At 68.7% G+C, this 22814-nt stretch carries 38 protein-coding genes and 1 tRNA gene; 32 read left to right on the top strand and 7 right to left on the bottom strand.

Annotated features, from left to right (window positions below):
• Positions 1-3: 3 nt before the first annotated feature.
• The 12 genes from O1W71_RS02120 (at position 4) to O1W71_RS02065 (ending at position 6097) form a co-directional block, all read left to right on the top strand.
• Positions 4-234, top strand: coding sequence for a hypothetical protein (locus O1W71_RS02120; protein WP_269266346.1), 231 nt, complete (start codon positions 4-6; stop codon positions 232-234).
• On the top strand, positions 231-461 hold the full coding sequence (locus O1W71_RS02115; RefSeq protein WP_269266344.1) for a DUF3039 domain-containing protein: 231 nt from the start codon (positions 231-233) through the stop codon (positions 459-461). Before O1W71_RS02120 ends, O1W71_RS02115 begins: the two co-directional genes overlap by 4 nt.
• On the top strand, positions 461-889 hold the full coding sequence (locus tag O1W71_RS02110) for a hypothetical protein (protein WP_269266343.1): 429 nt from the start codon (positions 461-463) through the stop codon (positions 887-889). Before O1W71_RS02115 ends, O1W71_RS02110 begins: the two co-directional genes overlap by 1 nt.
• Entirely contained in the window at positions 886-1242 is a 357-nt protein-coding gene (locus O1W71_RS02105) for a hypothetical protein (protein WP_269266341.1), read from the top strand. The genes O1W71_RS02110 and O1W71_RS02105 overlap by 4 nt, the downstream gene beginning before the upstream one ends.
• Positions 1239-2966, top strand: a complete 1728-nt coding sequence (locus tag O1W71_RS02100; RefSeq protein ID WP_269266340.1) for an SNF2-related protein — start codon at positions 1239-1241, stop codon at positions 2964-2966. Before O1W71_RS02105 ends, O1W71_RS02100 begins: the two co-directional genes overlap by 4 nt.
• A complete protein-coding gene (locus tag O1W71_RS02095) occupies positions 2963-3496 on the top strand; it encodes a hypothetical protein (protein ID WP_269266337.1) in 534 nt (177 codons plus the stop codon). The genes O1W71_RS02100 and O1W71_RS02095 overlap by 4 nt, the downstream gene beginning before the upstream one ends.
• On the top strand, positions 3493-3813 hold the full coding sequence (locus tag O1W71_RS02090) for a DUF4031 domain-containing protein (protein ID WP_269266336.1): 321 nt from the start codon (positions 3493-3495) through the stop codon (positions 3811-3813). Before O1W71_RS02095 ends, O1W71_RS02090 begins: the two co-directional genes overlap by 4 nt.
• A complete protein-coding gene (locus O1W71_RS02085; protein WP_269266334.1) occupies positions 3810-4073 on the top strand; it encodes a hypothetical protein in 264 nt (87 codons plus the stop codon). Before O1W71_RS02090 ends, O1W71_RS02085 begins: the two co-directional genes overlap by 4 nt.
• Positions 4070-4255 carry a hypothetical protein gene (locus O1W71_RS02080; protein WP_269266332.1) on the top strand — a complete coding sequence of 62 codons (186 nt, stop codon included), beginning with the start codon at positions 4070-4072 and terminating at the stop codon, positions 4253-4255. Before O1W71_RS02085 ends, O1W71_RS02080 begins: the two co-directional genes overlap by 4 nt.
• Positions 4252-4716: a hypothetical protein gene (locus tag O1W71_RS02075; RefSeq protein ID WP_269266330.1), complete on the top strand. Its 465-nt coding sequence runs from the start codon at positions 4252-4254 to the stop codon at positions 4714-4716. The genes O1W71_RS02080 and O1W71_RS02075 overlap by 4 nt, the downstream gene beginning before the upstream one ends.
• Positions 4717-5606: 890 nt before the next feature.
• Complete coding sequence (locus tag O1W71_RS02070) at positions 5607-5789, top strand: hypothetical protein (RefSeq protein WP_269266328.1); 183 nt, start codon at positions 5607-5609, stop codon at positions 5787-5789.
• On the top strand, positions 5786-6097 hold the full coding sequence (locus O1W71_RS02065) for a hypothetical protein (protein WP_269266327.1): 312 nt from the start codon (positions 5786-5788) through the stop codon (positions 6095-6097). Before O1W71_RS02070 ends, O1W71_RS02065 begins: the two co-directional genes overlap by 4 nt.
• 19 nt (positions 6098-6116) lie before the next feature.
• Here the strand turns inward: O1W71_RS02065 and O1W71_RS02060 are convergent, their stop codons facing one another.
• From O1W71_RS02060 to O1W71_RS02035, 6 genes are all read right to left on the bottom strand, one after another.
• A complete protein-coding gene (locus O1W71_RS02060) occupies positions 6117-6335 on the bottom strand; it encodes a helix-turn-helix transcriptional regulator (RefSeq protein ID WP_269266326.1) in 219 nt (72 codons plus the stop codon).
• 130 nt (positions 6336-6465) lie between these two features.
• Positions 6466-6843, bottom strand: coding sequence for a hypothetical protein (locus tag O1W71_RS02055; RefSeq protein ID WP_269266324.1), 378 nt, complete (start codon positions 6841-6843; stop codon positions 6466-6468).
• A gap of 191 nt (positions 6844-7034) precedes the next feature.
• Positions 7035-7622, bottom strand: coding sequence for a hypothetical protein (locus O1W71_RS02050; protein WP_269266323.1), 588 nt, complete (start codon positions 7620-7622; stop codon positions 7035-7037).
• Between the two features lie 75 nt (positions 7623-7697).
• Positions 7698-8066, bottom strand: coding sequence for a hypothetical protein (locus O1W71_RS02045; protein WP_269266321.1), 369 nt, complete (start codon positions 8064-8066; stop codon positions 7698-7700).
• A gap of 99 nt (positions 8067-8165) precedes the next feature.
• Complete coding sequence (locus O1W71_RS02040) at positions 8166-8414, bottom strand: hypothetical protein (RefSeq protein ID WP_269266320.1); 249 nt, start codon at positions 8412-8414, stop codon at positions 8166-8168.
• Positions 8411-8839 (bottom strand): hypothetical protein, encoded by a 429-nt coding sequence (locus tag O1W71_RS02035; protein WP_269266318.1) that lies wholly within the window; start codon positions 8837-8839, stop codon positions 8411-8413. The genes O1W71_RS02040 and O1W71_RS02035 overlap by 4 nt, the downstream gene beginning before the upstream one ends.
• A gap of 133 nt (positions 8840-8972) precedes the next feature.
• Between O1W71_RS02035 and O1W71_RS02030 the strand changes: the two genes are divergently transcribed.
• The 4 genes from O1W71_RS02030 (at position 8973) to O1W71_RS02015 (ending at position 10720) form a co-directional block, all read left to right on the top strand.
• Positions 8973-9134, top strand: a complete 162-nt coding sequence (locus O1W71_RS02030) for a hypothetical protein (RefSeq protein ID WP_269266317.1) — start codon at positions 8973-8975, stop codon at positions 9132-9134.
• Between the two features lie 719 nt (positions 9135-9853).
• On the top strand, positions 9854-10189 hold the full coding sequence (locus O1W71_RS02025) for a hypothetical protein (RefSeq protein ID WP_269266316.1): 336 nt from the start codon (positions 9854-9856) through the stop codon (positions 10187-10189).
• Between the two features lie 61 nt (positions 10190-10250).
• Entirely contained in the window at positions 10251-10535 is a 285-nt protein-coding gene (locus tag O1W71_RS02020) for a hypothetical protein (protein ID WP_269266315.1), read from the top strand.
• Entirely contained in the window at positions 10535-10720 is a 186-nt protein-coding gene (locus O1W71_RS02015; protein WP_269266314.1) for a hypothetical protein, read from the top strand. Before O1W71_RS02020 ends, O1W71_RS02015 begins: the two co-directional genes overlap by 1 nt.
• Here the strand turns inward: O1W71_RS02015 and O1W71_RS02010 are convergent.
• Entirely contained in the window at positions 10715-11335 is a 621-nt protein-coding gene (locus tag O1W71_RS02010) for a hypothetical protein (RefSeq protein WP_269266313.1), read from the bottom strand. The genes O1W71_RS02015 and O1W71_RS02010 overlap by 6 nt on opposite strands.
• A 176-nt stretch (positions 11336-11511) precedes the next feature.
• On the opposite strand from O1W71_RS02010, the gene O1W71_RS02005 reads away from it, so the two are divergent.
• The 16 genes from O1W71_RS02005 (at position 11512) to O1W71_RS01930 (ending at position 22804) form a co-directional block, all read left to right on the top strand.
• Positions 11512-11587: transfer RNA gene (locus tag O1W71_RS02005), tRNA-Asn, on the top strand.
• Between the two features lie 58 nt (positions 11588-11645).
• Positions 11646-12134 carry a phage terminase small subunit gene (locus tag O1W71_RS02000; protein ID WP_269266312.1) on the top strand — a complete coding sequence of 163 codons (489 nt, stop codon included), beginning with the start codon at positions 11646-11648 and terminating at the stop codon, positions 12132-12134.
• A gap of 1 nt (position 12135) precedes the next feature.
• The gene (locus tag O1W71_RS01995; RefSeq protein ID WP_269266310.1) at positions 12136-13890 is read left to right on the top strand and encodes a terminase large subunit domain-containing protein; all 1755 of its coding nucleotides are present in this window, start codon (positions 12136-12138) and stop codon (positions 13888-13890) included.
• A 22-nt stretch (positions 13891-13912) separates the two neighbouring features.
• Complete coding sequence (locus O1W71_RS01990) at positions 13913-15352, top strand: hypothetical protein (RefSeq protein WP_269266309.1); 1440 nt, start codon at positions 13913-13915, stop codon at positions 15350-15352.
• Positions 15342-16394 (top strand): hypothetical protein, encoded by a 1053-nt coding sequence (locus O1W71_RS01985; RefSeq protein WP_269266308.1) that lies wholly within the window; start codon positions 15342-15344, stop codon positions 16392-16394. Before O1W71_RS01990 ends, O1W71_RS01985 begins: the two co-directional genes overlap by 11 nt.
• Positions 16395-16488: 94 nt before the next feature.
• Entirely contained in the window at positions 16489-17265 is a 777-nt protein-coding gene (locus tag O1W71_RS01980; RefSeq protein WP_269266307.1) for a hypothetical protein, read from the top strand.
• Positions 17266-17307: 42 nt separating this feature from the next.
• Entirely contained in the window at positions 17308-17754 is a 447-nt protein-coding gene (locus O1W71_RS01975; RefSeq protein WP_269266305.1) for a hypothetical protein, read from the top strand.
• A gap of 4 nt (positions 17755-17758) precedes the next feature.
• A complete protein-coding gene (locus O1W71_RS01970) occupies positions 17759-18763 on the top strand; it encodes a major capsid protein (protein WP_269266304.1) in 1005 nt (334 codons plus the stop codon).
• Between the two features lie 77 nt (positions 18764-18840).
• Entirely contained in the window at positions 18841-19422 is a 582-nt protein-coding gene (locus tag O1W71_RS01965) for an SAP domain-containing protein (protein WP_269266302.1), read from the top strand.
• A gap of 7 nt (positions 19423-19429) precedes the next feature.
• Positions 19430-19849: a hypothetical protein gene (locus tag O1W71_RS01960; protein WP_269266300.1), complete on the top strand. Its 420-nt coding sequence runs from the start codon at positions 19430-19432 to the stop codon at positions 19847-19849.
• Positions 19849-20271: a hypothetical protein gene (locus O1W71_RS01955; protein ID WP_269266298.1), complete on the top strand. Its 423-nt coding sequence runs from the start codon at positions 19849-19851 to the stop codon at positions 20269-20271. Before O1W71_RS01960 ends, O1W71_RS01955 begins: the two co-directional genes overlap by 1 nt.
• A complete protein-coding gene (locus O1W71_RS01950; RefSeq protein WP_114589423.1) occupies positions 20268-20615 on the top strand; it encodes a hypothetical protein in 348 nt (115 codons plus the stop codon). The genes O1W71_RS01955 and O1W71_RS01950 overlap by 4 nt, the downstream gene beginning before the upstream one ends.
• Positions 20615-21052, top strand: a complete 438-nt coding sequence (locus O1W71_RS01945; RefSeq protein ID WP_269266297.1) for a hypothetical protein — start codon at positions 20615-20617, stop codon at positions 21050-21052. Before O1W71_RS01950 ends, O1W71_RS01945 begins: the two co-directional genes overlap by 1 nt.
• 130 nt (positions 21053-21182) lie before the next feature.
• Positions 21183-21782, top strand: a complete 600-nt coding sequence (locus O1W71_RS01940) for a phage tail tube protein (RefSeq protein WP_269266295.1) — start codon at positions 21183-21185, stop codon at positions 21780-21782.
• 96 nt (positions 21783-21878) lie between these two features.
• On the top strand, positions 21879-22406 hold the full coding sequence (locus O1W71_RS01935; RefSeq protein WP_269266294.1) for a hypothetical protein: 528 nt from the start codon (positions 21879-21881) through the stop codon (positions 22404-22406).
• A 74-nt stretch (positions 22407-22480) separates the two neighbouring features.
• Positions 22481-22804: a hypothetical protein gene (locus O1W71_RS01930; protein WP_114589427.1), complete on the top strand. Its 324-nt coding sequence runs from the start codon at positions 22481-22483 to the stop codon at positions 22802-22804.
• Positions 22805-22814: the final 10 nt, after the last annotated feature.

Raw genomic sequence — 22814 nt, 5'->3', positions numbered from 1 at the left:
GACATGGCACGCGAACTGCGCCCGCCGATCCCGGCCAGCATCCGGCAACAGCTGAACACGGATCTCCGAGACAGCGCCCTCGCGGCGCTCGACGACAACGGACGATACGTCGTCCGCCGCATCGTCGCCCAGGTCTACGGGGAGGGCTTCAACGACGGCTACATCGCCGGCGGTGACGATGCCCACTACGACCGCCGGATCGAGCAGGACAAGACCCAGAAGGAGACCCGATGACCCTCACCGACGACCGCGTCGACGAGAAGACGACGACCGCGCACGACGAGCCCGGCGACCACGACCTGTTCTCGCACTACGCCCGCAAGACCGACATCGAGCGGTCGATGTTCGAGGGCGTGGACATCACCGCGCTCTGCGGCAAGCAGTGGCGCCCCTCGCGGGACTTCACGAAGTTCCCCGTCTGCCCGACCTGCAAGGACATCTACGAAGGGATGCAGGACTGATGCCGATCGCGAACTACACCACCGAGCAGGCCGTCGAGAAGACGATGGGCGAGGTGATCGCTGCGCTGCGCCGGCGGGGCGTCGTGCGCATCTCGACGATCTACGACACCGACGACACCGCGGCCGGCCTCGAGTTCTCTATGCGGACCGAGTACGGCGTCCGCCACTTCGCGCTCCCCGTGCGCACTGAGGGCGTGCTGAAAGCGCTCAGCGCCGACCCGAAGGTCACCCCGGCGCGCCGGACCCCTGAGCACGCTGCTCGGGTCGCGTGGGCGATCGCGCGCGACTGGCTGCGTGCACAGTCCGGCCTCATCGATGCGGGCCTCGCGACGCTCGACGAGGTCATGTTCCCGTGGATGCTCGGAGGCACCACCGATCAGACCGCATTCGAGACGTTCCGGTCGCAGCAGAAGGCGATCGAAGGGTGACGGCCGCCGAGATCGTCGCGGCGCTCGACGGCATCCGCCCGACCTACGTGTCCGAGACGGACCTGCACGCGGAACTCGCCGACGCACTCACCGCCGTCGGCCACCACGTGCGCCGGGAGGTCCGTCTCTCAGACGGCGCGAGCCGGATCGACCTGCTCGTCGACCGAGTCGGCATCGAGGTCAAGGTCGACGGCACATGGAAGGCGGTCGCCTGGCAGCTGCTGCGCTACGCGAAGTGCGACGAGATCGACGAACTCGTGCTCGTGACCACGCGCGCCTCGCACCGCGTCACCTACAGCCACGTCGTGCACAAGCCCGTGCACGTCGTCGTCGTCACCGGAGGAAGTCTGTGACCGACCGCACGTACGGCACCTACGCCTACCACCCGCCCACCGCAGGCACGCGTCGCGGCGAATGGCACCTCTCCCTCGAGCCCGCGACGGCTGTGCGCTTGAAGCGCGTCTTCGCCCGCGCGCGGTCGAGCACCCGCGGCTCCATCGTCCTCGCCGACACGATCGAGGTCGCGCGCGACATCGAGTGGGCGCTGCAGCGCTGGCCACTCGTCGCGGCCGACGACGTGAGCGCGCAACGACTCCGCGGTCAGGCGGACGCCCACGTCCACCGGGAACGCACCCTCGCGAGCATCACGGCCGGCGCGTTCGATCGCCTGGCGCTGCCGGTCGCGCCGGCGCGGGAGCCGCGCGACTACCAGCTGACCGCGATCGACGTGCTGCGGACGTCGAAGCGTCTCATGCTCACCGACGCGCTCGGGCTCGGCAAGACGTTCACGGCGCTGCTCGGGCTCGTGCACGCCGACGCCCTGCCTGCGCTGATCGTCACACCGACGCACCTGCCGTCCCGGTGGGTCACCGAGCTGAACGAGTCGTTCCCGTCGCTCAGCTTCGAGGTCGCGAAGAACACGAAGCCCTCCGCGACGTTCGAGGCCGGGCAGCGCCCCGACGTGCTGATCGTCCCGTACTCCCGGCTCGCCGGATGGCAGCACCACCTCGCCGGATGGCCGCGAACGGTGATCTTCGACGAGGTGCAAGACCTCCGGAAAGGCATCGGGACGCAGAAGGGCTCGGCGGCGAAGAACATCTCCGACGAGGCGGAGTACGTGCTCGGGCTCACCGCAACGCCCGTGTACAACTACGGCGACGAGGTGTGGGAGCTCTTCAACATCATCGCCCCCGGTTACCTCGGCTCCCGCGACGAGTTCCTGCGCGAATGGGGCGGGTGGTCGCACGGCAACCACGTCGGCGTCGCCGACCCCGCGGCGCTCGGCTCGTACCTTCGCGAGCAGGGCCTCATGCTCGGCAGGACGCGCGCCGACGTCGGCCGCGAGCTCCCCGCGACGATCAAGGTGCCCTACGAGATCGAGGCGGACCCCGCGGCGATCGAGAAGGTGAAGGGCGACGCCCGCGCGATGGCGCAGCTGATCCTCAGCACATCCTCGACCCGCGACGAGCGGTTCCGCGCCGCCGGCAACCTCGACTGGAAACTTCGCGAAGCGACCGGCATCGCGAAGGCGCCGTTCGTCGCCGAGTTCTGCCGGATGATCCTCGAATCCGAGCAGAAGCTCGTGCTCTTCGGCTGGCACCGCGCCGTCTACGACATCTGGCTCGAGGCGCTCAAGACGTACAACCCGGTGCTGTACACGGGCAGCGAGTCGCCGAAGCAGAAGGACGCCGCGGCCGAGCGGTTCATCAACGGGGACTCTCGCATCCTCATCATGTCGCTGCGCTCTGGCGCAGGCGTCGACGGACTGCAACTGGCGACCCGCGTCGCCGTGTTCGGCGAACTCGACTGGTCACCGCAGGTGCACGAGCAGGGTATCGGCCGACTCCGACGCGACGGCATGGGCGACGAGCCGCCCATCGCCTACTACCTGAACGCGATCGAGGGCTCCGACCCGGTGCTCATGGAGACGCTGCAGGTCAAGCGCAACCAGGCCGAACCGCTCATCTCCCCAGACGGGCGGCTGCTCACCAACTCGACGCAAGACATCAACCGATCCCGCGCCCTCGCCGAGTACGTCCTCGGCGGGAGCCCGACCCGGAAGGACAGCACGATATGACCAAGGGAACCGACGCGATCGCTGCCGAGCGTGAGCGGCAGATCGTCGCGGAAGGCTACGACGCCGAGCACGACGCGGGACGCGCGCACGGTCTGATCCGCGCTGCGCGGAGCTACGCCTACGTGGCGCGCATCGGCGTCGTAGCAGCGGCTCGGGGAAACGCCTACGCGCCCGACGGCCACCCCGGCGAATGGCCGTGGGCCGAGCGGTACTGGAAGCCGACCGGCGACCCCATTCGGGATCTTGTGAAGGCCGGAGCGCTGATTGCCGCGGCTATCGACTCGCTCACGGACCACGCGCACAAAGATGCGGCAGCCGAGTCGCGTGCCGACGGCCGATTCGAATGGATGGTCGTCACCACCGTCGCGAGCGGGCCGACTCAAGGGCGCACGATCGCGACGGACCCGCTGGACGAAGAGACCGCGCGATGGCTCATGGCCGACAACGACGGGCACTTCACTCGCGTGCTTCACCGCCGTATCGCGGCCGGCCCGTGGGAACCGGTTCACACGGATCGGAGCGCGACGTGACCGTCTACGTCGACGACATGTTCAAGAAGGCGACCGTCCCGAACGGCGCGCGAACCGTCACTGGCGAGTGGTGCCACATGCAGGCCGACACCCGCGAGGAACTGGACGCGATGGCCGACAAGATCGGTCTGCGCCGCTCCTGGATTCAGTATCCCGACGACGACGTGAAGCGGCACTACGACGTGACGCGGCCCCGCCGCGCCGCCGCCGTCGCGGCGGGCGCAGTCGAAGTCGGGATGCTCGAACTCGCGCGGATGAGAGCGAAGTGGCGTGCCGCTCGTCGCGCTACCCAATCGATCGGGGATGAGCAGCGATGAGCGATGCACCCATGACCGCGCAGGAAGTCCGTGCCCTCGCCGATGGGACGCGGATCATCGTGCTCTGGTCCGGCGGCAACGGGCCTCACGAATACCGCCTGGTCCAAGGAGCGTTCGGCATGCAGTACGCCTGCCCGCCTGCTCACGTCGACCGGCCGCACCTGCGTGAACGAAACCCCCTCGAGTTCATCGGCTCGGAGCAGTGGCAAACGAAAGTCTGGCTCGCGGGCTCCAGTCCGACCGGAGAGGAGCAGCGATGAGCGACGACGTCATGGGCGCCCTGGCGGCACGTCTGCACCAGATCAGGGACGAGCAACGCGCCCGCGACAACGAACCGTGCGCGAAGTGCGGCGGCGATCGCTTGCGCAACGACTTCACCGGTAGCGGGCGGTGCCATGCGGCGCGCGCACACACAGGTTCGACCGAACAGGACACCCAATGAGCGGCAAGATCGACATCCAGATCATCACCGAACGCAAGATCATCTACGTCGTGCCCGGATACACACGCGGGTCGGCCGACCGTATCGAGGTCGACGTCTGCAAGACGTGCGCTGCGGTCGTCTTCGACCCCATCGCGCACTACACCTGGCACCGCGAGCAGGCACAGGTCGCATCCGAGAGGGAGGCCGCAACTCGCGCCGAGGTGGTGGCGGCGATCGACGTGCAGCTACAGCGGGAGACTATCTTCGATGACCCGTACCGAGGGCGCGTCCTGTCGGATGAACAGCGACAGTACGGCGATGGCTTTCTCTCCGGCAGGACCGACGCATTCACCCGGTTCCGCGAGATCTCGCGACGGCACGCCGACGACATGGCCGTCGACATCGCTGCGCAACGGATCATCGATGCCGAAGCGCAAGAATCGGCCACCCGCAGTGACTCCGGGGAGGCCGGCCGATGACCGCGTGGCCGCAACCGACCGGCCTGTCATCCCAAGCAATCGCGGGGCGCGGCATCGACCACCCCTGGGACCCGTCCGACCTGCTCCGGTGCATGCGGTACTGCGACGCGGCCGGCATCACGACGGAGCAGCTGCGCACGCGGATGGCCGGCCGATCTCTGCAATGGGATCGGCTGCTCCCCGAATGGGACCGGCTCGTGGCGCTACTGCAACACGAGATAGACACGGCAACTGACGGCCGCGCGCCACGCACCTACCGGGAGATGAAGCGGGTGCTCGCCGGGGGCGTGGAATGCGCAACTTGCTCGGGCACCGGCCGAGGCGCAATCTGCGGGAAGTGCAAAGGCACCGGCCGGCGCTCCGGCGGCAGATGCCGCGCGGACGGATGCTTCCGCGGCGCGGGCCTGTGCGCACCGTGCCACGGACGCGGCTACACAGTCCCGGCGGCACCGTGACGAGCTCGGAGCGCCTCGAGGACGCAATGATCCCCCTCGACACACTCCCGGCACGGTTCGGGGTGTCACGCGCAACTATCGCCCGATGGCTCACCGCCGACGGCATCCGCACCCACGCAATCCCCGGGGCCCGCAACAACGAACGCGCAATCAGGTGGGGCGACATCCCCACCCCGAACGCAACTTCGACACGATGGCGCGTTCCCACATGAGACAACCGAATGCCCTATTGTGGGTACTGTTGGGCAACGCCCGCACCCGCCCCGGACCATACCGGGGCCCACACCGTGACTGGCCGGGTATCTGACACCCGGCCATTGTCATGCGCCCCCCGACGCGTTCGGGTCGCAATGGGGGAGAGCGCAACACGTGCCCGTGAGCAGCCGAGGGACGCATATCGGCGGCAATCTTCCCGCAGCCGAAGGGGCGACGACCATGCAGCGCAATACAGAAGCCGCGCAGGCGTCGCCCCTCGTCTTCGTCTGCACCGACTGCGGCCGCGAGCACGACCACGAGATAGCCCTCGTGTTCTGCTGCAATCAGGCCGCACTCAACCGCAGCAACCACCGATGGACCGACGCGCCCGCGCGCGCCCCGCGATGGGCCGACGACGAATGAGCCCCCGCCCCGCCTGGCACGGCTCAACCCGCAAAGACACGTTGCCCCCGGACTGGCCGCAACGCCGCGAGCGCCGCCTACGCGCCGACGGCTACCATTGCCAGCACGTCCGCGAGGACACCGAGCAAAAATGCGGCGCGCACGCGAACCAGGTCGACCACACCGGCGACCGCAACGACCACCGCCACGAGATGCTGCAATCACTCTGCGAGTACCACCATCAGCAGAAGTCCAGCGCTCAGGGCGGCGACGCCGCCGCAGCCCGACGACGCGCCGCGCGCCGCCGTCACCCCGGCATCACCCGCTGACCGCAGGTGCAACAGGCCGTCAGCGACTGCCAGCCCACCGGCCCGACCCGGGCCGCGACTCGACCCACGCGTCGATGGACGCCGGGAGCCACCCCTGCACGTCGCCGATCGTCGCATCCGGCGTCGGAAGCATGCCCTTCGTCCGGTAGCTCTTCACCGTGTTCACGGACAGGCCCACCCGCTCGGCAACTTCCGTGACGCTCAGGTACTGCACCGTCTTGCGCTTGCGCGTTCCCACGTTCTCCACTCCCAATCTCACCGGCCCGGCCGGTATAGTCTGCAATGCCTTTCGATCTAGGCACCCGCGCCCCTGGCAGTCTCGACAACAGCCAGGGGCGCATCTCTGTCTACGCCCATGCAATCCCGCGTCAGCGCGCCAGCAGCGCCGCCGCAAGCTCGTGCGCTTCCCGGCGCGTCAGCAGCAGCGACCCGGCCCGCTCGCCGAACGTGAACGGCACGTTCACCCACGGCTCCCCGTCGTCGTCGACGTGCTCGACGCCGCCGAGGTCGTGGCCGGTGAGCGCAATCGGCTCGGACTGCTCCCGCAATGCAACGTGCCCGAGCAGCTGCGTCAGCGCGTTGTTCAGGCGCCGGCGTGCCCGCTGCGTGTCGGCAATCGCCGACCGCTGCGACAGCGTCGGCTCACCGTCCGCCCACGCCTCAGCCTCGGACGCGGCGATGTCCGCGTCAGCTTTCGCAATGGCGGTGCGCAGTTCGGCAATCCGCTCGGCATCCGTCTTCGGCATGTCAGTTCCCTTCTCCCGCCGCGCACCCGCGCGGCTCCCATTCCTGCAAAGCGCCGGCGTCGTCGACATCGAACAGGGCAACAGCGCCCGCGCCCGGGTCGATCGGCTCGGCGATAGGTTCACGGTCCGCCGGCGGCGTCCACACTGCGAACAGCGGGACCGCGCCGGCGCGCTCGGCTCGGCGCGCCACCTCAGAACACTTCCTCAAGACGGCCGTCAATCTCGACGAGCTCCCCGACGATGACATCGTCGGCGAACCCGGACAGCTGCAACGCGACCGGCTCGACCGCGGCACCGTCGGCGGCTTCCGCGTCCGCGATGATCGCGTGCACCTGCTGCCGTGAGATCCCTATCGCGTTCGCGATCGCAACCTTCGATGCGCCCTTCCGCGCCGCGTCGACGATGACGGCGTCACGCTCGGCGAGAATCCGCCGCATCTCGACAAGACGGTCCAGCGCCCTATCCGCGCTGTCGAAGTAGGCCACCTCGACACGCTCGGCACGCAGCTTCGCGGCGTAGTCCGTGAGCGTCAGCCGCTCGGACGCCTCGAATTCCTCCACCCACTGCCGGAATTCCGTCGTGACGTGCTTCCGCACGATGTGCCACGGACCCGTATAGGCGTACTCATCCGTGCTGCCCGCGCGCCGGCGTGCGAGGAAACGCAGCGACTCCGGCCGATCCGACCACAGCTGACCCGTGCCGCCCGTGTGCTCGGCATATCGCGCGAGGTCAAGCCGCACGTATTCCTGCCAGGCCAGGACTGTTGCATGAGCGATCATGTTCCTGCCCCTTCCGATCCTCGGGTGTCTCGACTAACCCGATACCTACACAGTACACCCGAACGGGCTTACTGTCTACTTCTCGTCATCCCCCCGCGCGTCGGACGCGTCGTCATCCTCGACAACGAACCGCACCGCACCCGCCGCGCCCGCGCCGGCGCCGTCAACCTCCACGACCGCGCCCCGCAGCAACGCCACCCGCGCCACGCGGGCATCCGCGCGCATCTGCGCCCGCTCGGCGCGTTCCATCGCCCGCACGGCGCGCCCGTGAGCGCGCAGCGTCGCGCTGTCGTGCCACGCGTACGCCACCGCGAACCCGAGCCACACCAGCCCGCCGAGCCACACCAGCGACGCCCACCCGACGCCATCCGTCAAGCCCTGCCCGACGAGCCCCACAGCCACGACGACGGCCGCGCAACGCATGTTCTGTACCTGAGCACCCACGGGGCACCCCCTTCCGATCTGTCGGGCGTCTCGACGTGCCCGATCGTGCCCCGCCCGGTCGCGAACCGGGAGCCGCCTACGCGGACGGGGCGCCCTCTCTCACTGCCGGACGATGGTGCCGCGCGACGTGAACACGTGCCCGCACACGATGTCGAGCGTGTCCATCGTCGAGACGGCGTCTCGCGCCGTTTCCGCTTCCTCGAGCGTCGCGAACGGCCCTGCCTCGCGACCTGAGTTGATCCCGCGCCGGTACACGTAGTACCCGGTCACGTAGCCGCGCCCGTCGCGCATCGGGAACGCCCGCGCGATGGATTCGAGCTCTTCCGTCGGCGTCGCACCCGCGGTCATCGCTGGACCGCCCGACCTGCCACGGCCTGAGCCCGGGCGGCGAAGTCCGCAGCCATCGCGGCATCCTGCGCCGGCGTCGGCTGGTGCATCGACTCGCGAGCGATCGTCTCGACCCGCTCAAGCGCGTCACCGTAGACAGCTTTGAGGACGTAGTCGACGGACACAGAGTTGTCCGAGTGAGTAAGCGTCTGACGCTCGACCCAATACGCGCCGAAGTCTTCCGGCTTCCGGGTCGCGTATGCGACGTGCTCAGCCGGCTTCCCGATGAGGGTTGCGCCAAACGCCCGCATCTCGGCCCGGCCGAAGTGTCGGCCGTCGTACCCGGCGGCTTCCTGCGCCTTGTGGATGCTGTCGATGAGGCGCTGCCACTGGGGCATGCGCCGGACCTGGGAGAGCGTGCGACGTGTGGTGTCAAGGGTAGGCATGATGCCCCTTCTTTCGATCTAGGTGGGGGAGCGTCTCGACTCGCTCCCGATGATTCGACAATACACCCATCGGGACGTATTTACAAACGGGGATGACGACCGCGTGTCGCACACCCGACGGAAGGGCACACGCATGGGCAACGCAGCACGGAAAGCACGCAAGCGCGCCGGCATCCCACACACCCGGAAGCGCAAGCAACCCACGCGCGCCTACTCGACCGGGCGCCCCGTCGGCCTCGGACTCGTGACGCCCGCCGAGGTCATGGCCGCGGTCCTCGTCCGAGGGCTCGCGTAACCACACACGGATACCCGCCGACCGGCACCCACGCAGACACCCGCCGCCTGTCGCCCCACACGACACCCGGCCCCTGTCTCACGACCGGACACCCGGCACCTGTCCCACGGGCAGACACAGCGCACCAGTCGCACGACACGACACCCGGGCACTGTCACCCCACCCGACAGCCCGCATCCGTCACCGCACGAGACAGCGGGCAGCTGCACGCCGGTAGACAGCCGCCACCTGTCAGCCCACCTGACACCCGGCACCCGTCGCCCCACACGACAGCCGGCACCTGTCCGCGCCCCTGACACCCTGCACCCTTCCCGCAGACCAGTAGGCAGACACCCGCCGCCCGTCGCCTGACACGACACCCGCCCCCCGTCGCCCGACCCGACGCGCCCACGCCACTCCGACTGTCACGTCACACGACACCCGCCCCTTGTCGCCCCACCTGACACACGCCGACTGTCGCCCCACACGACAGCGCCGACCGTCGCCCCACACGACACCCCCGCCCCGATGGGGGCCGGACCCCGTCCCCCCGGTCGCGCCCCGCCCGCAAGCGTTCTGCCCCTCGCGGTGCGCGCGGGTCTGGGGGGTATTGACCCCGGCCCCGGCGCGCGCTGCGCCGAATCGCGAGCGCTCATCGTGGCGCGCCCGCCCCTCATGCTTCCCGAGCGCCGATCGCTCGGGTTGGGTAACCACCGCGTCAACGCTCGAGGGAGCACGCCATGTCCACAGCCCCAGCCGCAGCCGTCGGCCGCATCGTCCACTACAAGCTCTCCGAGCAGGACGCCGAAGCGATCAACCGACGGCGCTCCGACCGGCTCGCCTACCAGTCGAACCCCTACAACGACCCGCGCGTCGCGTACAAGCCGACCGGCTTCCAGGTGCACCACGGCAACCCGGCTGCCGCAGGCGACGTGCTTCCGATGCTCATCGTGCGCGTCTGGAATGACGAAGTCGTCAACGGCCAGGTCTTCCTGGATGGCAACGACTCCCTTTGGGTCACGTCGGTTCCGTCGGGCGACGGCCAGCGTCGATGGACGTGGCCTCCCCGCGTCTGATTCATCCCCGAGCGGCGTGCCCGAATCCACGGGCGCGCCGCCTCAACCAAAGGAGGCCAACGTGAGCGCAGCCAGCCTGCAGGCGATCGAGGACGCGATTCTCGCGCACCACCGTGAGACGTGCGACCCGGAGCAGCCGGAACGTGCTTCCGCGGTCCTCACGGCGTGGGTTGTCTCGTACGAGATCGCGAACGTGGTCGATGTCGGCCCTGGGCACGGCGGGTCCGTGCTGGGCTACGCCAACAGCTACGTGACGTCGGACTGCTCGCCCAACACGCTCGCGCACCTGGCGCACTGGGCCGGCGACGTGATCGACGACAGCATTCCCGGCCCTGACGACGACTGATGGGCAAGAAGAGCATCACGATCACGGTCGAGGGCTACGGCACGATCAAGGTCCGCCGACCGAGACATGTCGACGAGGCCGTCGACGCGGTGGCGGACGCCGTCGCGCAGACGATGCAGCTCGTCGACCCGCGCACGCAGGGCGAGCGCTTCCACCCGGTGCTCGGGCGAAGCGGTCACCTATGACCGGGGCTGCGTCGAATCAGCCGATGGGTGCGCCTGGCTATCCGTTGTCGGTTCATTGGTGCGGGTAAGGAGCTCGTCAGCGAGTTCATCCATGGCGAGCGCGATGCCCACGTATCGGCGTGCGAAGTCATGGTCCGGGTTGATGTCGCCCGACAGCACCTGGCGGCGTAGGTCATTGAGCCCGGTCACTGCCTCAATGAAGCTGTCCGGAACATCCGGAGATTCGGCGAGGTCGTCGATTATCAGGCTGGTGGGCCGAGCGCGCGGAACGCTCCCATTTAGGTGCCCGTCGAGTGCGACGAGTTTTCCGCGGATTGCGGCCCACGCGGAGCTCACCGAGGCGCGAGGCTCGTTGTTCGCCAGCAGGGCGAAGTACCGAGAACGTCGGAAGCCGGCCGGACGCTGGCCCACAACTGAGCCCGCCCTCAACGCGTCTTCCTTGGCTTGTTGCGCCATCGTGCTCCACGTGGTGCCGGTGCCGCTCTCGGAGGACTTGGTCTCCGCGGTGGGCGTCTCCGTTGCAGTAGGAGAGTTATCTACGGCCTGGCTCACCGCGCTCAGAGCGCTTTGGGCCACTGCATCAAGCTGAACCTCGCCGCCGAAGCCCTTCGCCATCCGAATCCTCTCGAGCAAGCTTCGAATGGGCTTCAGCAGAAGCCACACGATCCCGAATGCGACGACCGGCCACGAAAGCACGTGACCGATTAACGTCCCGAGGTACGCCAACGTTTCTCGGTAGACGGTTACTCCAAGCTCGATCCACCCCATGCATGAAGCATGGCAGACCCCGATCCCGGGTAGCTCAGTTGGTAGAGCACCTGCCTGTTAAGCAGGCACGCGCGGGTTCGAGTCCTGCCCCGGGAGCCACCTCATCCGCCCTTCCGGTGCCGTTCCGGTGCCGGCTTCCGTTCCGGAGGACACCGACATGGCAGGACACGGCCCACCGCCGTCGCTGACACGCTCCCGCGATCGCGACAACGTCGATCGCGACATGATCCGTTCGGACGGCAAGCGGAGTGGCTACGACCTGCCCGACGACGTGCTCCCGATGAAGTCCAACGACCCCGAGAGCCCCGACTACGAGGTGCGCGAAGACTGGCACCCCCAGACGGTGCGCTGGTGGAACAACTGGCGTGAATCGCCGCAGGCATCTCGGATGCTGACGCTCGTCGACTGGGACTACATGCTCGACACGGCCCTGCTGCATCACCAGATGTGGCAGTCCGGCGGGAAGAACAGCGAGCGGGCCGCGGAGATCCGGATGCGCGTCGCCGCGTTCGGCGCGACGCTCGCGGACCGGCTGCGGTTGAAGCAGGAGATCGAGGTGCCACCCGAGGAATACCCGGCGGGCGCACCGGGCGTGAACGCCCGGGTGGTCTCGCTCGACGCGCGCCGAGCGGCGCTGGGAGGCTGACATGCCCCGGCGTCTCATCACCGCGAAGGAGCATGACCGGAAGCGGTCGCTCGGCTGGCTCGCCGTGTGGTGGATCGAGACGTTCGTCGTTCACGGCCGTGGCGGCATCCAAGGTCAGCCGGTCGAATACGGGCCCGAGTACACCGGGTTCATCGTCGACTGCTACGGGCACGACGCGAAGGGCCGGCGGCTCTACGACAGCGCATTCTTCTCGCGCCCGAAGGGCACCGACAAGTCCGGCCTCGCCGGAGCGCTGGTGCTGTTCGAGGCGTTCGGCCCTGCCCGGTTCGCCGGATGGGCGAAGGGCGGCGAGACGTACACCTTCCTCGGGGAGACGTACGTCTACCGCGAGGGCGAGCCGATGGGCCGCGAGGTCACCAACCCCGTCATCAAGATCATGGCGACGGAAGAGGGCCAGACCGGCAACGTCTACGACAACGTCTACTACAACCTCAACACCGAGGGCACCCCGCTCTTCCAGCTGAAAGCGGCCTACGGGCTCGACGTCGGGAAGACGCGCATCATCCTCGCCTCGGGCGGGCAGATCACGCCGTCGACCGCGGGTGCCGCGTCGAAGGACGGCGGGCTCGAGACGTTCGCCGTCTTCGACGAGACCCACCTGTACTGCACCGACACGCTGCGTGCGATGTACTCGACCGTCACCCGAAACCTGCAGAAGCGCAGGAAGGAGGGCACCTGGTACATCGAGACGACGACGATGTACGAGCCCGGCGCCGAGTCGATCGCCGAGGACACCTACTTCTACGCCGACATGGTGCAGGAGGGGAAGGCGCGCCGCTCGCGTCTGCTGTTCGATCACCGGTGGGCCGACATCACCTCGCTCGAGAAGATCAAGGTGCCCGATCCGATGGCGCGCGGCGGGAAGCGGCTCGAGACCGAAGCGGAGTACCTGAAACGGCTCCGCGACGGGTTCATCGAGGCGTTCGGCGACGCGATCGCGTGGAACGACCCCGACGACATGCTCGACGGACTCTTCGACCCGCGAAACACCGAATCCGACACCCGCCGGTACTTCTACAACGCCGTCGTCGAAGGCAAGAACGCGTGGCTGCTGACCGCCGAGTGGCTGAACATCGGCCTGGCGGCGCTGCGCGAGCGCGCCGCGGCCGCGGGGGAGAAGCTGCGCGTGCTCCCGCCCATGAAGGGCGAGAAGATCGCGCTCGGCTTCGACGGTGGCCTCACGGACGACGCGACGGTGCTCATCGGGTGCCGGATCAGCGACGGCTACATCTTCCCGATCGGAATTTGGGAAGCGCCGGACTCGAAAGAGGCCAAGAACTGGCAGGTGAACCACAGCCTCGTCGACGCGAAGGTCCGCGAGACATTCAAGAAGTTCCAGGTCGTCGCGTTTCTCGCCGACCCGCCGCACTGGCGGGACTACGTCGAGAACTGGGAGCGGGACTTCGGTGCTGACCTGTTCATCAAGGCGACCGAAGAGAAGCCGATCGCGTTCGAGACATCACGGCACGTGGAGATGGCTCGCGTCGTCGAGCGCACCGAGACGGCGATCAAGTCGGGTCACCTGCGGCACGGCAACCACATGGCGCTCACCCGGCACGTCCGGAACGCGCACAAGTGGATGCGGTCGGCCGGCCACGTCATCGGCAAGGAGCGGAAGGGCTCGCCGAAGAAGATGGACGGCGCTGTCGGGATGTGCCTCGCCGTCGAGGGGCGAGCTCGCTACCTCAAGAAGTTCAAGCAGGAGACCACGTCGGTGCCGGTGCGCGCGCGATAACCACACACGAAGGAGGCACGACGTGCTCACTGAATCTCACATCGCTGGCTCCGACGACTGGTGGATGCTGCGCCTGTGCCATGCCCTCGGCGACGGCCTCCCGCGGATGAAGAAGCTCACGTCATACCGCGACGGCGACGCGCTGCTCCCCGAGACGGAGTGGGACTTCGGCACCCGGCAGGCGTACTTCCGCTTCATGAAGCGGTCGCGGCTGCACAGCGTCGAGACCATCCGGAACGCGCGCACCGACCGGCAGCACGTCATCGGGTTCCGCACCGGCGCCGCCGGCGACGAGAGCGGCGACCTCGCGGCGTGGAAGCACTGGGCTCGCAACCGCATGAAGGTGCAGGAGCGGACCATGTTCAACGACGCCGGCGACTACGGCCGGGTGAACCTGCTCACCATCCCCGACGAGCGCGGACCGCTGTTCCTCATCCGGAACGAGTGGACGAGCATCGTCGAGATGAACACGCTGCGGCCGTACCTCGCCGACGCCGGCATCCTCGTCGGCTACGACCACGTGCTCGGCGTCGAGGTCGTCACCCTGTTCCGCCCGGGCTACTACCGCGTCGCGTTCCGCCGCACGCGCGTACCCACGCTCCCGCAGGACGGCTCCACCTGGCACCCGTCGAGCGACTGGGAGTGGGCCGGCGAGGCGATCCGCACGCCCTACACGCAGGACGCGCTCATCCACCAGTACAAGACCGTCGACGGCTTCGGCGTCTACGAGAAGCACCTGGACTCGGTCGACCGTGTAAACGAGCTCACCCTGAACGCGCTGACGGTCATCGTCATGCAGTCGTTCCGGCAGCGCGCGGTGAAGGGCAACCTGCCCGAGTTCTACCCGCAGGATCACCCGCGCGCCGGCGAGCGAGTCGACTACGACGAGATCTTCAAGGCCGGTCCCGCCGCGCTGTGGATGCTCCCGATGGACGCGGACATCTGGGAGTCGACGTTCACCGACGTCACGCCGGTCTACAACGCCCGCAAGGAGGAACTGCGGGCCCTGTTCTCGCTGACGCAGACCCCGCTCGACATGCTCGGCGGCGAGTCGGAGAACCAGTCCGCTCTTGGCGCGCAGACCGGCCGTGAGCCGCTGCAGCACGCGGTGAAGGGCATGAACGAGCAGGCCGAGATGTCGATCGCCCAGCAGATGGCGCTCGCGTTCCTCATGGAAGGCGACACCGAGCGTGGCGACATCACCGAGCTCGAGGTCATGTTCGACAAGATCACGCCGGAAACCCTCGCCGAGAAGGCCGAAGCCGCGCCGAAGTTCAAGGCCGGCGGCGCCTCGCAGCGGTACATCGACGAGGTCGTGTTCGGTATGACCCCGCAGCAGCGGCGCGACGCCGAGCAGGACCGGCAGAACGAGGCGCTCGAGGCCGCACTGAACGCGGGCATCGGCAACGCGCTCGCCACGGGCAACCCGGCGCCGCAGACGGGAGTGCCCGTTGGAGCCTGACCTCGCCGCGACCCGCGCGCTCGTGCGCACGGCCGCGGCGCAGCAGGCGACGCTCGCGGACCTTCTCGTGCGGGCGCTGCTCGCGCTGTGGTTCCCGTTCCTGTGGCCGGGTCGCCCCGACATGGTGAACGCGCTCGCGGCGCGCTCGGCGGTCATCGTCGACGTCGCGCACGCGCAGGCGCGCCGCCGGCAGCGGGCGGTCATGCTCGCGCAGCTGCGCGCGCTCGACGCGATCCCGCGCACCCTGCCGCCGGTCGAAGACCTGTACCCCCGAAGCGACGTTCCGATCGTGGAGGTGTACAAGCGGCCGGCGCGCGCCTACGAGCAGGCGATCCGGACGGGGAAGACGCCGGAAGAAGCCGAGCAGGTCATGCGCACCCGTCTCGAGACGATCGCGGAGACCGACCTCGCCGCGGCCATCCGAGATGAGGCGAAGCGCACGTTCAAGGCAGCACCGAAGGTCGTCGGCTTCCGACGGGTGATCCACCCGGAGATGTCGAAGACCGGCACGTGCGGCCTGTGCATCGTCGCCGCCGACCGGTTCTACACGGTCGAAGACCTGCTCGAGCTTCACGACGGCTGTCACTGCACGGTCGCGCCCATCACGTCGGATGCCGACCCCGGGCTGCGCCTGAACCGTGACGACCTCGACGCGCTCTACGCCGCCGCGGGCTCCACGTTCGCCGACGACCTCAAGCGCATCCGCGTCACCTCTGTCGAGCACGGCGAGCTCGGCCCCATCCTCATCCGCGACGGCGATTCGTTCCGAGGCGTCGACGCGGTGAACCGCGCCACGAAGCGAGGCCGGAAGACCACGCCGTACTCGGAACCGACCAAGCAGTCGAACGCCTGGTCGTGGGAATCGAACCGGCGCTCGTCGGAGAAAGCCATCGAGACGCTCGAGGCGGCGCGCGCTGCCGGGACGAACCTCGTCGACCTGTCCGGCAGCGGCCGGCCGACGGCGGTGCGTGACCTCGACGTCGCGATCGCCTATCACCGGTCGCTCATCTCGCGCGCCGACGCCCACCTCGCCGCGGCCTGACCGCGGCGCCCCATCGTCCCCACGTTTCGCGCGTGGGGCACCCCGTCGCGGTCCGTGGCGGGGAGTCCACTTCCGATCCGGAGGCCACCCCGCCATGTTCATCACCCACCCCTGCTCCTACCCGCTGATCCCGGGCAAGCCGTTCCTGCGATTCTTCGCGCCGCCCGCCGACACGGGCACCGGGACCGGCGACCCCGCGGCGCAGCCGAACCCCGACGAGTTCCTGCCCGGCGACGCGCAGCTCGACGACGCGGCGTTCGCGGCGAAGCGCGGGTTCCCGCGCGCGACCCCGCGCGACACCATGACGCCCGAGCAGCAGATCGCGTACTACCGGTACGAGTCGAAGAAGCAGCAGCACCTCGCCGAGAAGGCCACCCGGGAAAACGCCGAGTGGGCCCGGCTCGGCAAGCGCGAGGACATCGCTGCATCGCTGTCGAAGCAGGAGCAGGACCGTATCGCCGCGCTCGGCGATAACGAGCGCGCGATCGAGACGGCGAAGGTCGAGGCGCGCGCCGAGGGCGTCAAGGCGGGCCGCGACCTGTACCTCGCCGCCGCCGTGGAAGGCCAGATTCTGGCCGTCGCACGCGGCGCTGATGAGGCGCCGGACGCCGCGCTCGCCCGCATCCGCTCGGCGCTCGAGTTCGTCGACTCGACGAAGTTCCTCGACGCCGACGGTGCGCTCGACGTCGCGCGGCTGCAGTCCTACGCCGCCACGCTCGCGCCGGCCGCGGGTTCCGCGCCGGCGCAGCAGAACACCGACCCGCTCTCGACCATGCTCAACCGCCAGTCGGCGCCCACGCCCGGTTCGGGCGGCTCCATGGCGGACCTCGAGGCCGCGGCCTACGAGAAGCGCAAGCCGGCGGGTCAGTAGCAGTTCATCCATCCAGATCAGTCACGAACCAGGAGGAATCCCATGACTGACATCAACGATTTCACCACCCGCACGTTCGTCACCGAGCTCCCCGTGAGCACCGCGTGGCGCACGTCCAAGCACGGCCAGGACACCGGCCGACCGATGCAGCTGGACGCCGCGGCGTTCACCGGCGACGCGATCGCGAAGTACGACATGGAGAACGGTCCCGTGACCGTCATCAAGTCGGGCGTCGCGGTGGCCGAGAAGGGCGACCTGTACGTCCCGTGGGCGCCCGAGGCGACCGACGGCACCGAAGTGCTCGCCGGCTTCATCAACAACAACCAGGGCGTCATCGTCCGCGGCGACGGCGCCGGCGCGAAGCCGACGGCGTCGCTGCTCATCCACGGCATCGTCGACGCGACCCGCGTCCCGGTGCCGGCGCAGCGCGACGCACTGCTCGCGCGCGACTTCAAGACCACCGCCAGCATCACGATCGTGGAGGGCTGATCCCATGGCCGGATACACCAAGAACCACCGCACCCCCCTGCAGCTGACCGCCGTCGCACGCGCGTCGTTCCGGGCGACGCTCGACGCGTACCCCAACCTGCGGGCGCTGTTCCCCGTGGTGCCGAACTTCACGCTGGACTACGAGTTCAACGCGGGCGCGTCGTTCCTGCCCGCCGCGGCGTCGTTCCGCTCGTTCGACACCGAGTCGCAGGTCGGGCAGACCGGCAGCGCGCAGACGTCGAAGGGCAAGCTCCCCCCGACGTCGATCCGCCTGCACGTCGACGAGGTGCAGCAGCTGCAGATGTACGGCCAGAACGAGGCCATCGGCCAGAAGTTCGAGGACCACGCCGACCAGAACGCACGCTCGATCGCGTACCGCGCGATCCTCGGCGCCGGTGAGGCGCTGTCCGCCGGCAAGGTGTCGATCGACGAGCGGAACATCCGTCTCGATGTCGACTTCGGTCGTCCCGCTCGCCTCGACGTCGTCGCCGCAGGCGGCTGGTGGACGGCCGCGGGCTCGTCGCCGCTCGCCGACCTCGACGCGCTGCGCCTGGCTCTCGGCAAGCGCGTCGCGCAGACGACGCTCTCGCGCAAGCACATGAACGCCCTGCAGCGGAACGCCGAGATGATCTCGTTCATCGCCCCCGGCGTCTCCGGTGCAACGCGTGTGAGCGCGCAGGACGTCATCGACTTCCTCGCCTCGGAGGGCTACGGCCGCATCGTCATCGACGAGACGGTCGTCCCGAACAAGCAAGGCGTCGAGGTGCCCGTCTTCGACGAGAAGAAGGTCATCATGACGGCCGGCGGCACCGTCGGAACCATCGACCTCGGCGTCACGGCCGAGTCGATCCAGCCCGTCAACGGCATCTCGACGAGCGACGCCCCGGGCCTGTTCTCGGGCGCGATCGAGACGACCGACCCCGAGGGCTACGACGTCCTCGTCGCGGCCATCCTGCTCCCGGTGCTGCGCGCGCCGCTGAGCACCGCGACGCTCAAGGCGCTGGCCTGAGCACGATCCGATGAACGGGTGAGGGGCGGCTTCGGTCGCCCCTCACCCGTTCTCACAACCCGGAAAGGGCGCAGGACATGGCGAAAGTCATCACCAACGGGTGCGTCAACGTCACCCACCCCGAAACGTACGACCTTCACACCTTCGGCAAGGGCGACCGCCTGCCCGCATGGGCCGAGAAGCTGGTCACCAACCCCGTGCTGTTCGAGAAGATCGCCGGCGACGCGTCGACGACCGACGACGGGCACGACGACGGCGCCACCGGCGCGCAGGCGCCCGCAGCGCCGCAGGGCGGGACGACCGGCAGTGAGCCGGCCGCGTTCGTCATCGCGGACAACGTCGCTGATCTCAAGAAGCAGGCGAAGGGGCTCGGCGTCGCGCAGACCGGCTCCAAGGCCGACCTCATCGCGCGTATCGAGGCGAAGGTCGCCGAGAACGCGGCGGCCTCGGCGCAGGCGGCGGGGGAGCAGGGCCGACAGAGCGCCGATCCCGGCGCTGAGAGCGGTGCTGACGGCTCCGACGACGCATCCGCGTCCGGTGACGACGGCGGGACCGATCGCGCGTCCCTGGTGGCGCGTCTGCAGGAGCTCGGCATCGAGCACGACCCCGAGCACAGCGACGAAGAGATCGTCGCGCTCATCGAAGCCGCACAGGAGTGAGGTAACCATGTCGACGACTCTCCCCGAGGTCACCCACGACGAGATTCCGAAGTATTGGCACGGCGACGTCGACGACCTCTCGCCGGACTATCTCGACGGGAAGCTCGGGGAGGTCGTCGACATCATCGCGTCGCGCTACGGCGCGCAGGTGCTCGAGCGGCTCCGCAGCGGCAAGCTCACCGACCGGCTGTACCGCGCGACCGTCGTCCGCGTCGCCGCGCGCGTGTGGGCGAATCTCGACGGCTTCCGCAAGGAGAACGAAGGCACCTACGGATACGAGATCAACCCGGCCGTGGGCTCGGGCACGATCTGGTTCACCGACGGCGACATCGAAGACCTCACCGGACGGAACCCGAAGGCGAAGGGCGCCGAGGGCCGCATCGGAACGATCACCGTAGGCCGTCACCGGCCCGCCGGGCGGTTCTGATGAGCCTGCTCGACCGGAACGCCGCACACGTCGTGCTCGTCCAGCTGCAGAAGAGCGAGCGCGACGAGCGCGGCCGTCGCATCATGCGCCCCTACGGCAAGCGCATCCGCGTGCGCTGCAGCCGAGAGCCCGTCCGCGACTGGTCGAGCGCCGAAGAGACCACCAGCGGCGGTCTGCAGGTGCTCGACCTCACCATCATCAAGACCCGCCGGTGGCCGGGCGACATCCACTCCCTCGTCTTCTGGAACGGCCAGATGCACGAGACGGTCGGTGTCCCGCAGGACTTCTCGCGCGGGAAGCGCACGAAGCACTGGCGCATCACCGTGAAGTGGGTAGGCGAAGACCCCGATCCGGACGCCCAGGTCGAGCCCGATCCCGAGTTCGATCGCACGCCGCCGGCAGAAACGGAGCCGACCCCGTGAGCAACGTTCAGATCAGTTCGCGCGCGCAGCTGATCGCCGCGCAGATCGCCGGTAACAGTGCCGAGATGGATGCAGTCGCGAACCGTGGCCTCGGGATCGCGAAGTCGGTCGCCGCGAGCTCGCGGCTCACCGGTGCCTACATCTCGAAGCTCGGCGTCGTCACGGTGCGAGGTGAGCGCGGGTCCGGGCGGACGGTAAACGACCGTCTCATCGTCGCCGACGACGAAGGTGCCGCGGCCATCGAGTGGGGGCGCATCTACCGCTACAAGGGCTCGCGGCGGGTCCGGTGGGAGCCCGGCAAGAAGATCATGACGACGACGAAGAACCTGATGGGGGCCGGCTGATGGGCGACCTTCTTGACGTCGACCTGCTTATCAACACCCTGCTCGTGCGGGCGTCTCGCGAGACCGAGAATCCGGAGCACCGGTGGGAGACCGCCGGAGACCTCGACGTGGACTCGTTCGACCTCGTGCCGTTCGTGACGCACTCGTCGGTCATCGCGCAGGACCGCAACGGCCGCGGCGCGTGGACGGTGAACCTCACCGTGAGCGCCTACCTCGAGGGCGACAACGCCCAAGCGATCCTCACCCGGCTCTACAGGGTGATCCACCAGTGGGCCGAATCCATGGCCCGTGTCGACGGCGTCGGCGGCATCCTGCGCGTCGACGACCTACAGGCGTTCGCCGCGCAGAGCGGCGAGGTGCCGATGCAGAACAAGCTCGTGCGTCACTACGCCGGCCAGTTCACGCTGCTCGCGCAGTACCTACCCCCATCCGCCTGACCGCGATCCACCCGCGCCCCGCACTGGCATCTGCCTGCGGGGCGCGGCTGCATTCCCCTTCCAAACCGCGCCCCGACGGCATCCGCTGTCGGGGCGGGTCTGCATCCACCTCTCGAACGAAAGGCTCACCATGGGCGCCGACTCTCAGACCCTCATGATTCCCGCGCGCGGAACGATCTTCACGTCCGCGCCCAACCTCAAGCCGCCGGTGAACCCGCTCGCCGGGGACAGCTTCGACATCACGAAGAACGGCCCGACCGGCTGGACGAACCTCGGTCACACCTCGAAGGAGAACCTGATCGGGTTCACCAAGGAGGGCGGCGAGCGGGAATCGCTCGGCACCTTCCTCGCCGAGTCCGTCCGCACCACGCAGTCCGATGTCTCGTGGGGCATCACGGTCAACTCGCTGCAGATCACGAAGGAAACGCTCGACCTCGCCTTCGCGGGCGAGTTCGACCCGAAGACCGGCGGCTACACCGTCGCCGGCGGCGGATCGAAGAACGTCGGCGCGTTCATCGTGTTCCAGGACGTCACCGCCAAGCTCGCGTTCTGGCTCCCGAGCATCGACATGTCGCTCGGCGACGCGCCTTCGCTCGACACCGCGAACTTCTTCGAGTTCCCCCTGTCGGCGTCGATCCTCTCCGTCGAGAACACCGTCATCCCCGCCGTGAACGGCCGCGCCGGTCTGTTCCAGATCTTCAGCACGAGCTTCCCGGCCGTCACCGCCTGACCCCCATACCGGGGCGTCCGCGCGCACCGCAGACCCGCGCGGGCGCCCCCACATCCATCCATCCGGTCTGCGATCCATCCGAAAGAGGTCTGCACCTTGGCTACCACCACCACCCCGAAGAAGACCACCACCCGCCGTCCCGCCGCCTCCAAGCCGAAGACTGAGCCGGCGCCCGAGCCCGAAGAGGTGCTCGAAGCCGAGCTCGTCGACGAGCCTGGCGTGGACTCGGCCGACGAGATGACGGCGTCCGAGCGCGCCGAGGCGATCGCAGCGCAGCAGGAACTGTACGAGGAACTGCTGGGCGACATGCCGCCCCTGCGGGCCCCTGAGCGCTTCCGGTTCAGCCACCGCACCGCATTCACCAAGCTCATGACGGGCGCCATCTCGTCCGGCGTCTTCGAGGGCGACGGGCGCCTTGAGTTCGACCTCGAGGACCCCGCCGACGCCCGGCGGTACGAAGCGTTCCTCGATTTCGTCTCCTCGATCGACGAGTGGGCAGAGTCGATCGCTGAGGACCCGGAGTCCTACGCCGAGTGGTCCGTGGGCAAGACCGCCGACCACTTCATGACCCTCTTCACGCACTACCGGGACGCCCTGGGGGAATCGCGGCGCTCCGAGAGCTGATCGATCGCTTCGACGCTGACGGAGCGCTACGCGCAGACCTCGCGCAGTTCTACAGCGGTCTGAACATCGACGACGTGTGGGCCGGGAAAGTCTCGGCCCGCCACATCGTCGTGCTCACGGGCCAGCTGACTGCCAACCCGCACTCGCGCGTCTTCGCGCTGGCGGGGAAGAACCCCGAGCTACAGGGCTGGGACACCGCGACAGCGATCGCGGCCCGGACCCACAACCTCATCGCCGGTCTCCTGGCCGGGCTCGCGAAGGGCGTCGACCTCGACGCGGTGCTCATTACCTACCCGTCGGCCGATGAGCCCGACGCGGAACCGACGCAGCAGTCGCTCGCGGACTTCATCCGCACACACATCGACGGGGGAGTCCTCGAGGACTTCTTCACCCCGTAGAAGGGAACGG

This window comes from Microbacterium sp. H37-C3, assembly GCF_027157935.1.
GTDB lineage: Bacteria > Actinomycetota > Actinomycetes > Actinomycetales > Microbacteriaceae > Microbacterium > Microbacterium plantarum.
Note: the sequence above shows the minus strand (reverse complement) of the source record. Positions and strands in the feature narration are given on the sequence as shown.

Bases quoted from the DNA above. Each gene is read 5' to 3' on its own strand.
- O1W71_RS02080 (WP_269266332.1), top strand. From the start codon at position 4,070: ATGAGCGACGACGTCATGGGCGCCCTGGCGGCACGTCTGCACCAGATC.
- O1W71_RS01975 (WP_269266305.1), top strand. From the start codon at position 17,308: ATGACTGACATCAACGATTTCACCACCCGCACGTTCGTCACCGAGCTC.
- O1W71_RS02075 (WP_269266330.1), top strand. From the start codon at position 4,252: ATGAGCGGCAAGATCGACATCCAGATCATCACCGAACGCAAGATCATC.
- O1W71_RS02000 (WP_269266312.1), top strand. From the start codon at position 11,646: ATGGCAGGACACGGCCCACCGCCGTCGCTGACACGCTCCCGCGATCGC.
- O1W71_RS01960 (WP_269266300.1), top strand. From the start codon at position 19,430: ATGTCGACGACTCTCCCCGAGGTCACCCACGACGAGATTCCGAAGTAT.
- O1W71_RS01980 (WP_269266307.1), top strand. From the start codon at position 16,489: ATGTTCATCACCCACCCCTGCTCCTACCCGCTGATCCCGGGCAAGCCG.
- O1W71_RS02055 (WP_269266324.1), bottom strand. From the start codon at position 6,843: ATGCCGAAGACGGATGCCGAGCGGATTGCCGAACTGCGCACCGCCATT.
- O1W71_RS02010 (WP_269266313.1), bottom strand. From the start codon at position 11,335: ATGGCGAAGGGCTTCGGCGGCGAGGTTCAGCTTGATGCAGTGGCCCAA.
- O1W71_RS01955 (WP_269266298.1), top strand. From the start codon at position 19,849: ATGAGCCTGCTCGACCGGAACGCCGCACACGTCGTGCTCGTCCAGCTG.
- O1W71_RS02070 (WP_269266328.1), top strand. From the start codon at position 5,607: ATGCAGCGCAATACAGAAGCCGCGCAGGCGTCGCCCCTCGTCTTCGTC.
- O1W71_RS01995 (WP_269266310.1), top strand. From the start codon at position 12,136: ATGCCCCGGCGTCTCATCACCGCGAAGGAGCATGACCGGAAGCGGTCG.
- O1W71_RS02095 (WP_269266337.1), top strand. From the start codon at position 2,963: ATGACCAAGGGAACCGACGCGATCGCTGCCGAGCGTGAGCGGCAGATC.
- O1W71_RS02040 (WP_269266320.1), bottom strand. From the start codon at position 8,414: ATGACCGCGGGTGCGACGCCGACGGAAGAGCTCGAATCCATCGCGCGG.
- O1W71_RS02050 (WP_269266323.1), bottom strand. From the start codon at position 7,622: ATGATCGCTCATGCAACAGTCCTGGCCTGGCAGGAATACGTGCGGCTT.
- O1W71_RS01945 (WP_269266297.1), top strand. From the start codon at position 20,615: ATGGGCGACCTTCTTGACGTCGACCTGCTTATCAACACCCTGCTCGTG.
- O1W71_RS02015 (WP_269266314.1), top strand. From the start codon at position 10,535: ATGGGCAAGAAGAGCATCACGATCACGGTCGAGGGCTACGGCACGATC.
- O1W71_RS02085 (WP_269266334.1), top strand. From the start codon at position 3,810: ATGAGCGATGCACCCATGACCGCGCAGGAAGTCCGTGCCCTCGCCGAT.
- O1W71_RS01970 (WP_269266304.1), top strand. From the start codon at position 17,759: ATGGCCGGATACACCAAGAACCACCGCACCCCCCTGCAGCTGACCGCC.
- O1W71_RS02030 (WP_269266317.1), top strand. From the start codon at position 8,973: ATGGGCAACGCAGCACGGAAAGCACGCAAGCGCGCCGGCATCCCACAC.
- O1W71_RS02035 (WP_269266318.1), bottom strand. From the start codon at position 8,839: ATGCCTACCCTTGACACCACACGTCGCACGCTCTCCCAGGTCCGGCGC.
- O1W71_RS02120 (WP_269266346.1), top strand. From the start codon at position 4: ATGGCACGCGAACTGCGCCCGCCGATCCCGGCCAGCATCCGGCAACAG.
- O1W71_RS02115 (WP_269266344.1), top strand. From the start codon at position 231: ATGACCCTCACCGACGACCGCGTCGACGAGAAGACGACGACCGCGCAC.
- O1W71_RS01940 (WP_269266295.1), top strand. From the start codon at position 21,183: ATGGGCGCCGACTCTCAGACCCTCATGATTCCCGCGCGCGGAACGATC.
- O1W71_RS02065 (WP_269266327.1), top strand. From the start codon at position 5,786: ATGAGCCCCCGCCCCGCCTGGCACGGCTCAACCCGCAAAGACACGTTG.
- O1W71_RS02110 (WP_269266343.1), top strand. From the start codon at position 461: ATGCCGATCGCGAACTACACCACCGAGCAGGCCGTCGAGAAGACGATG.
- O1W71_RS02025 (WP_269266316.1), top strand. From the start codon at position 9,854: ATGTCCACAGCCCCAGCCGCAGCCGTCGGCCGCATCGTCCACTACAAG.
- O1W71_RS01965 (WP_269266302.1), top strand. From the start codon at position 18,841: ATGGCGAAAGTCATCACCAACGGGTGCGTCAACGTCACCCACCCCGAA.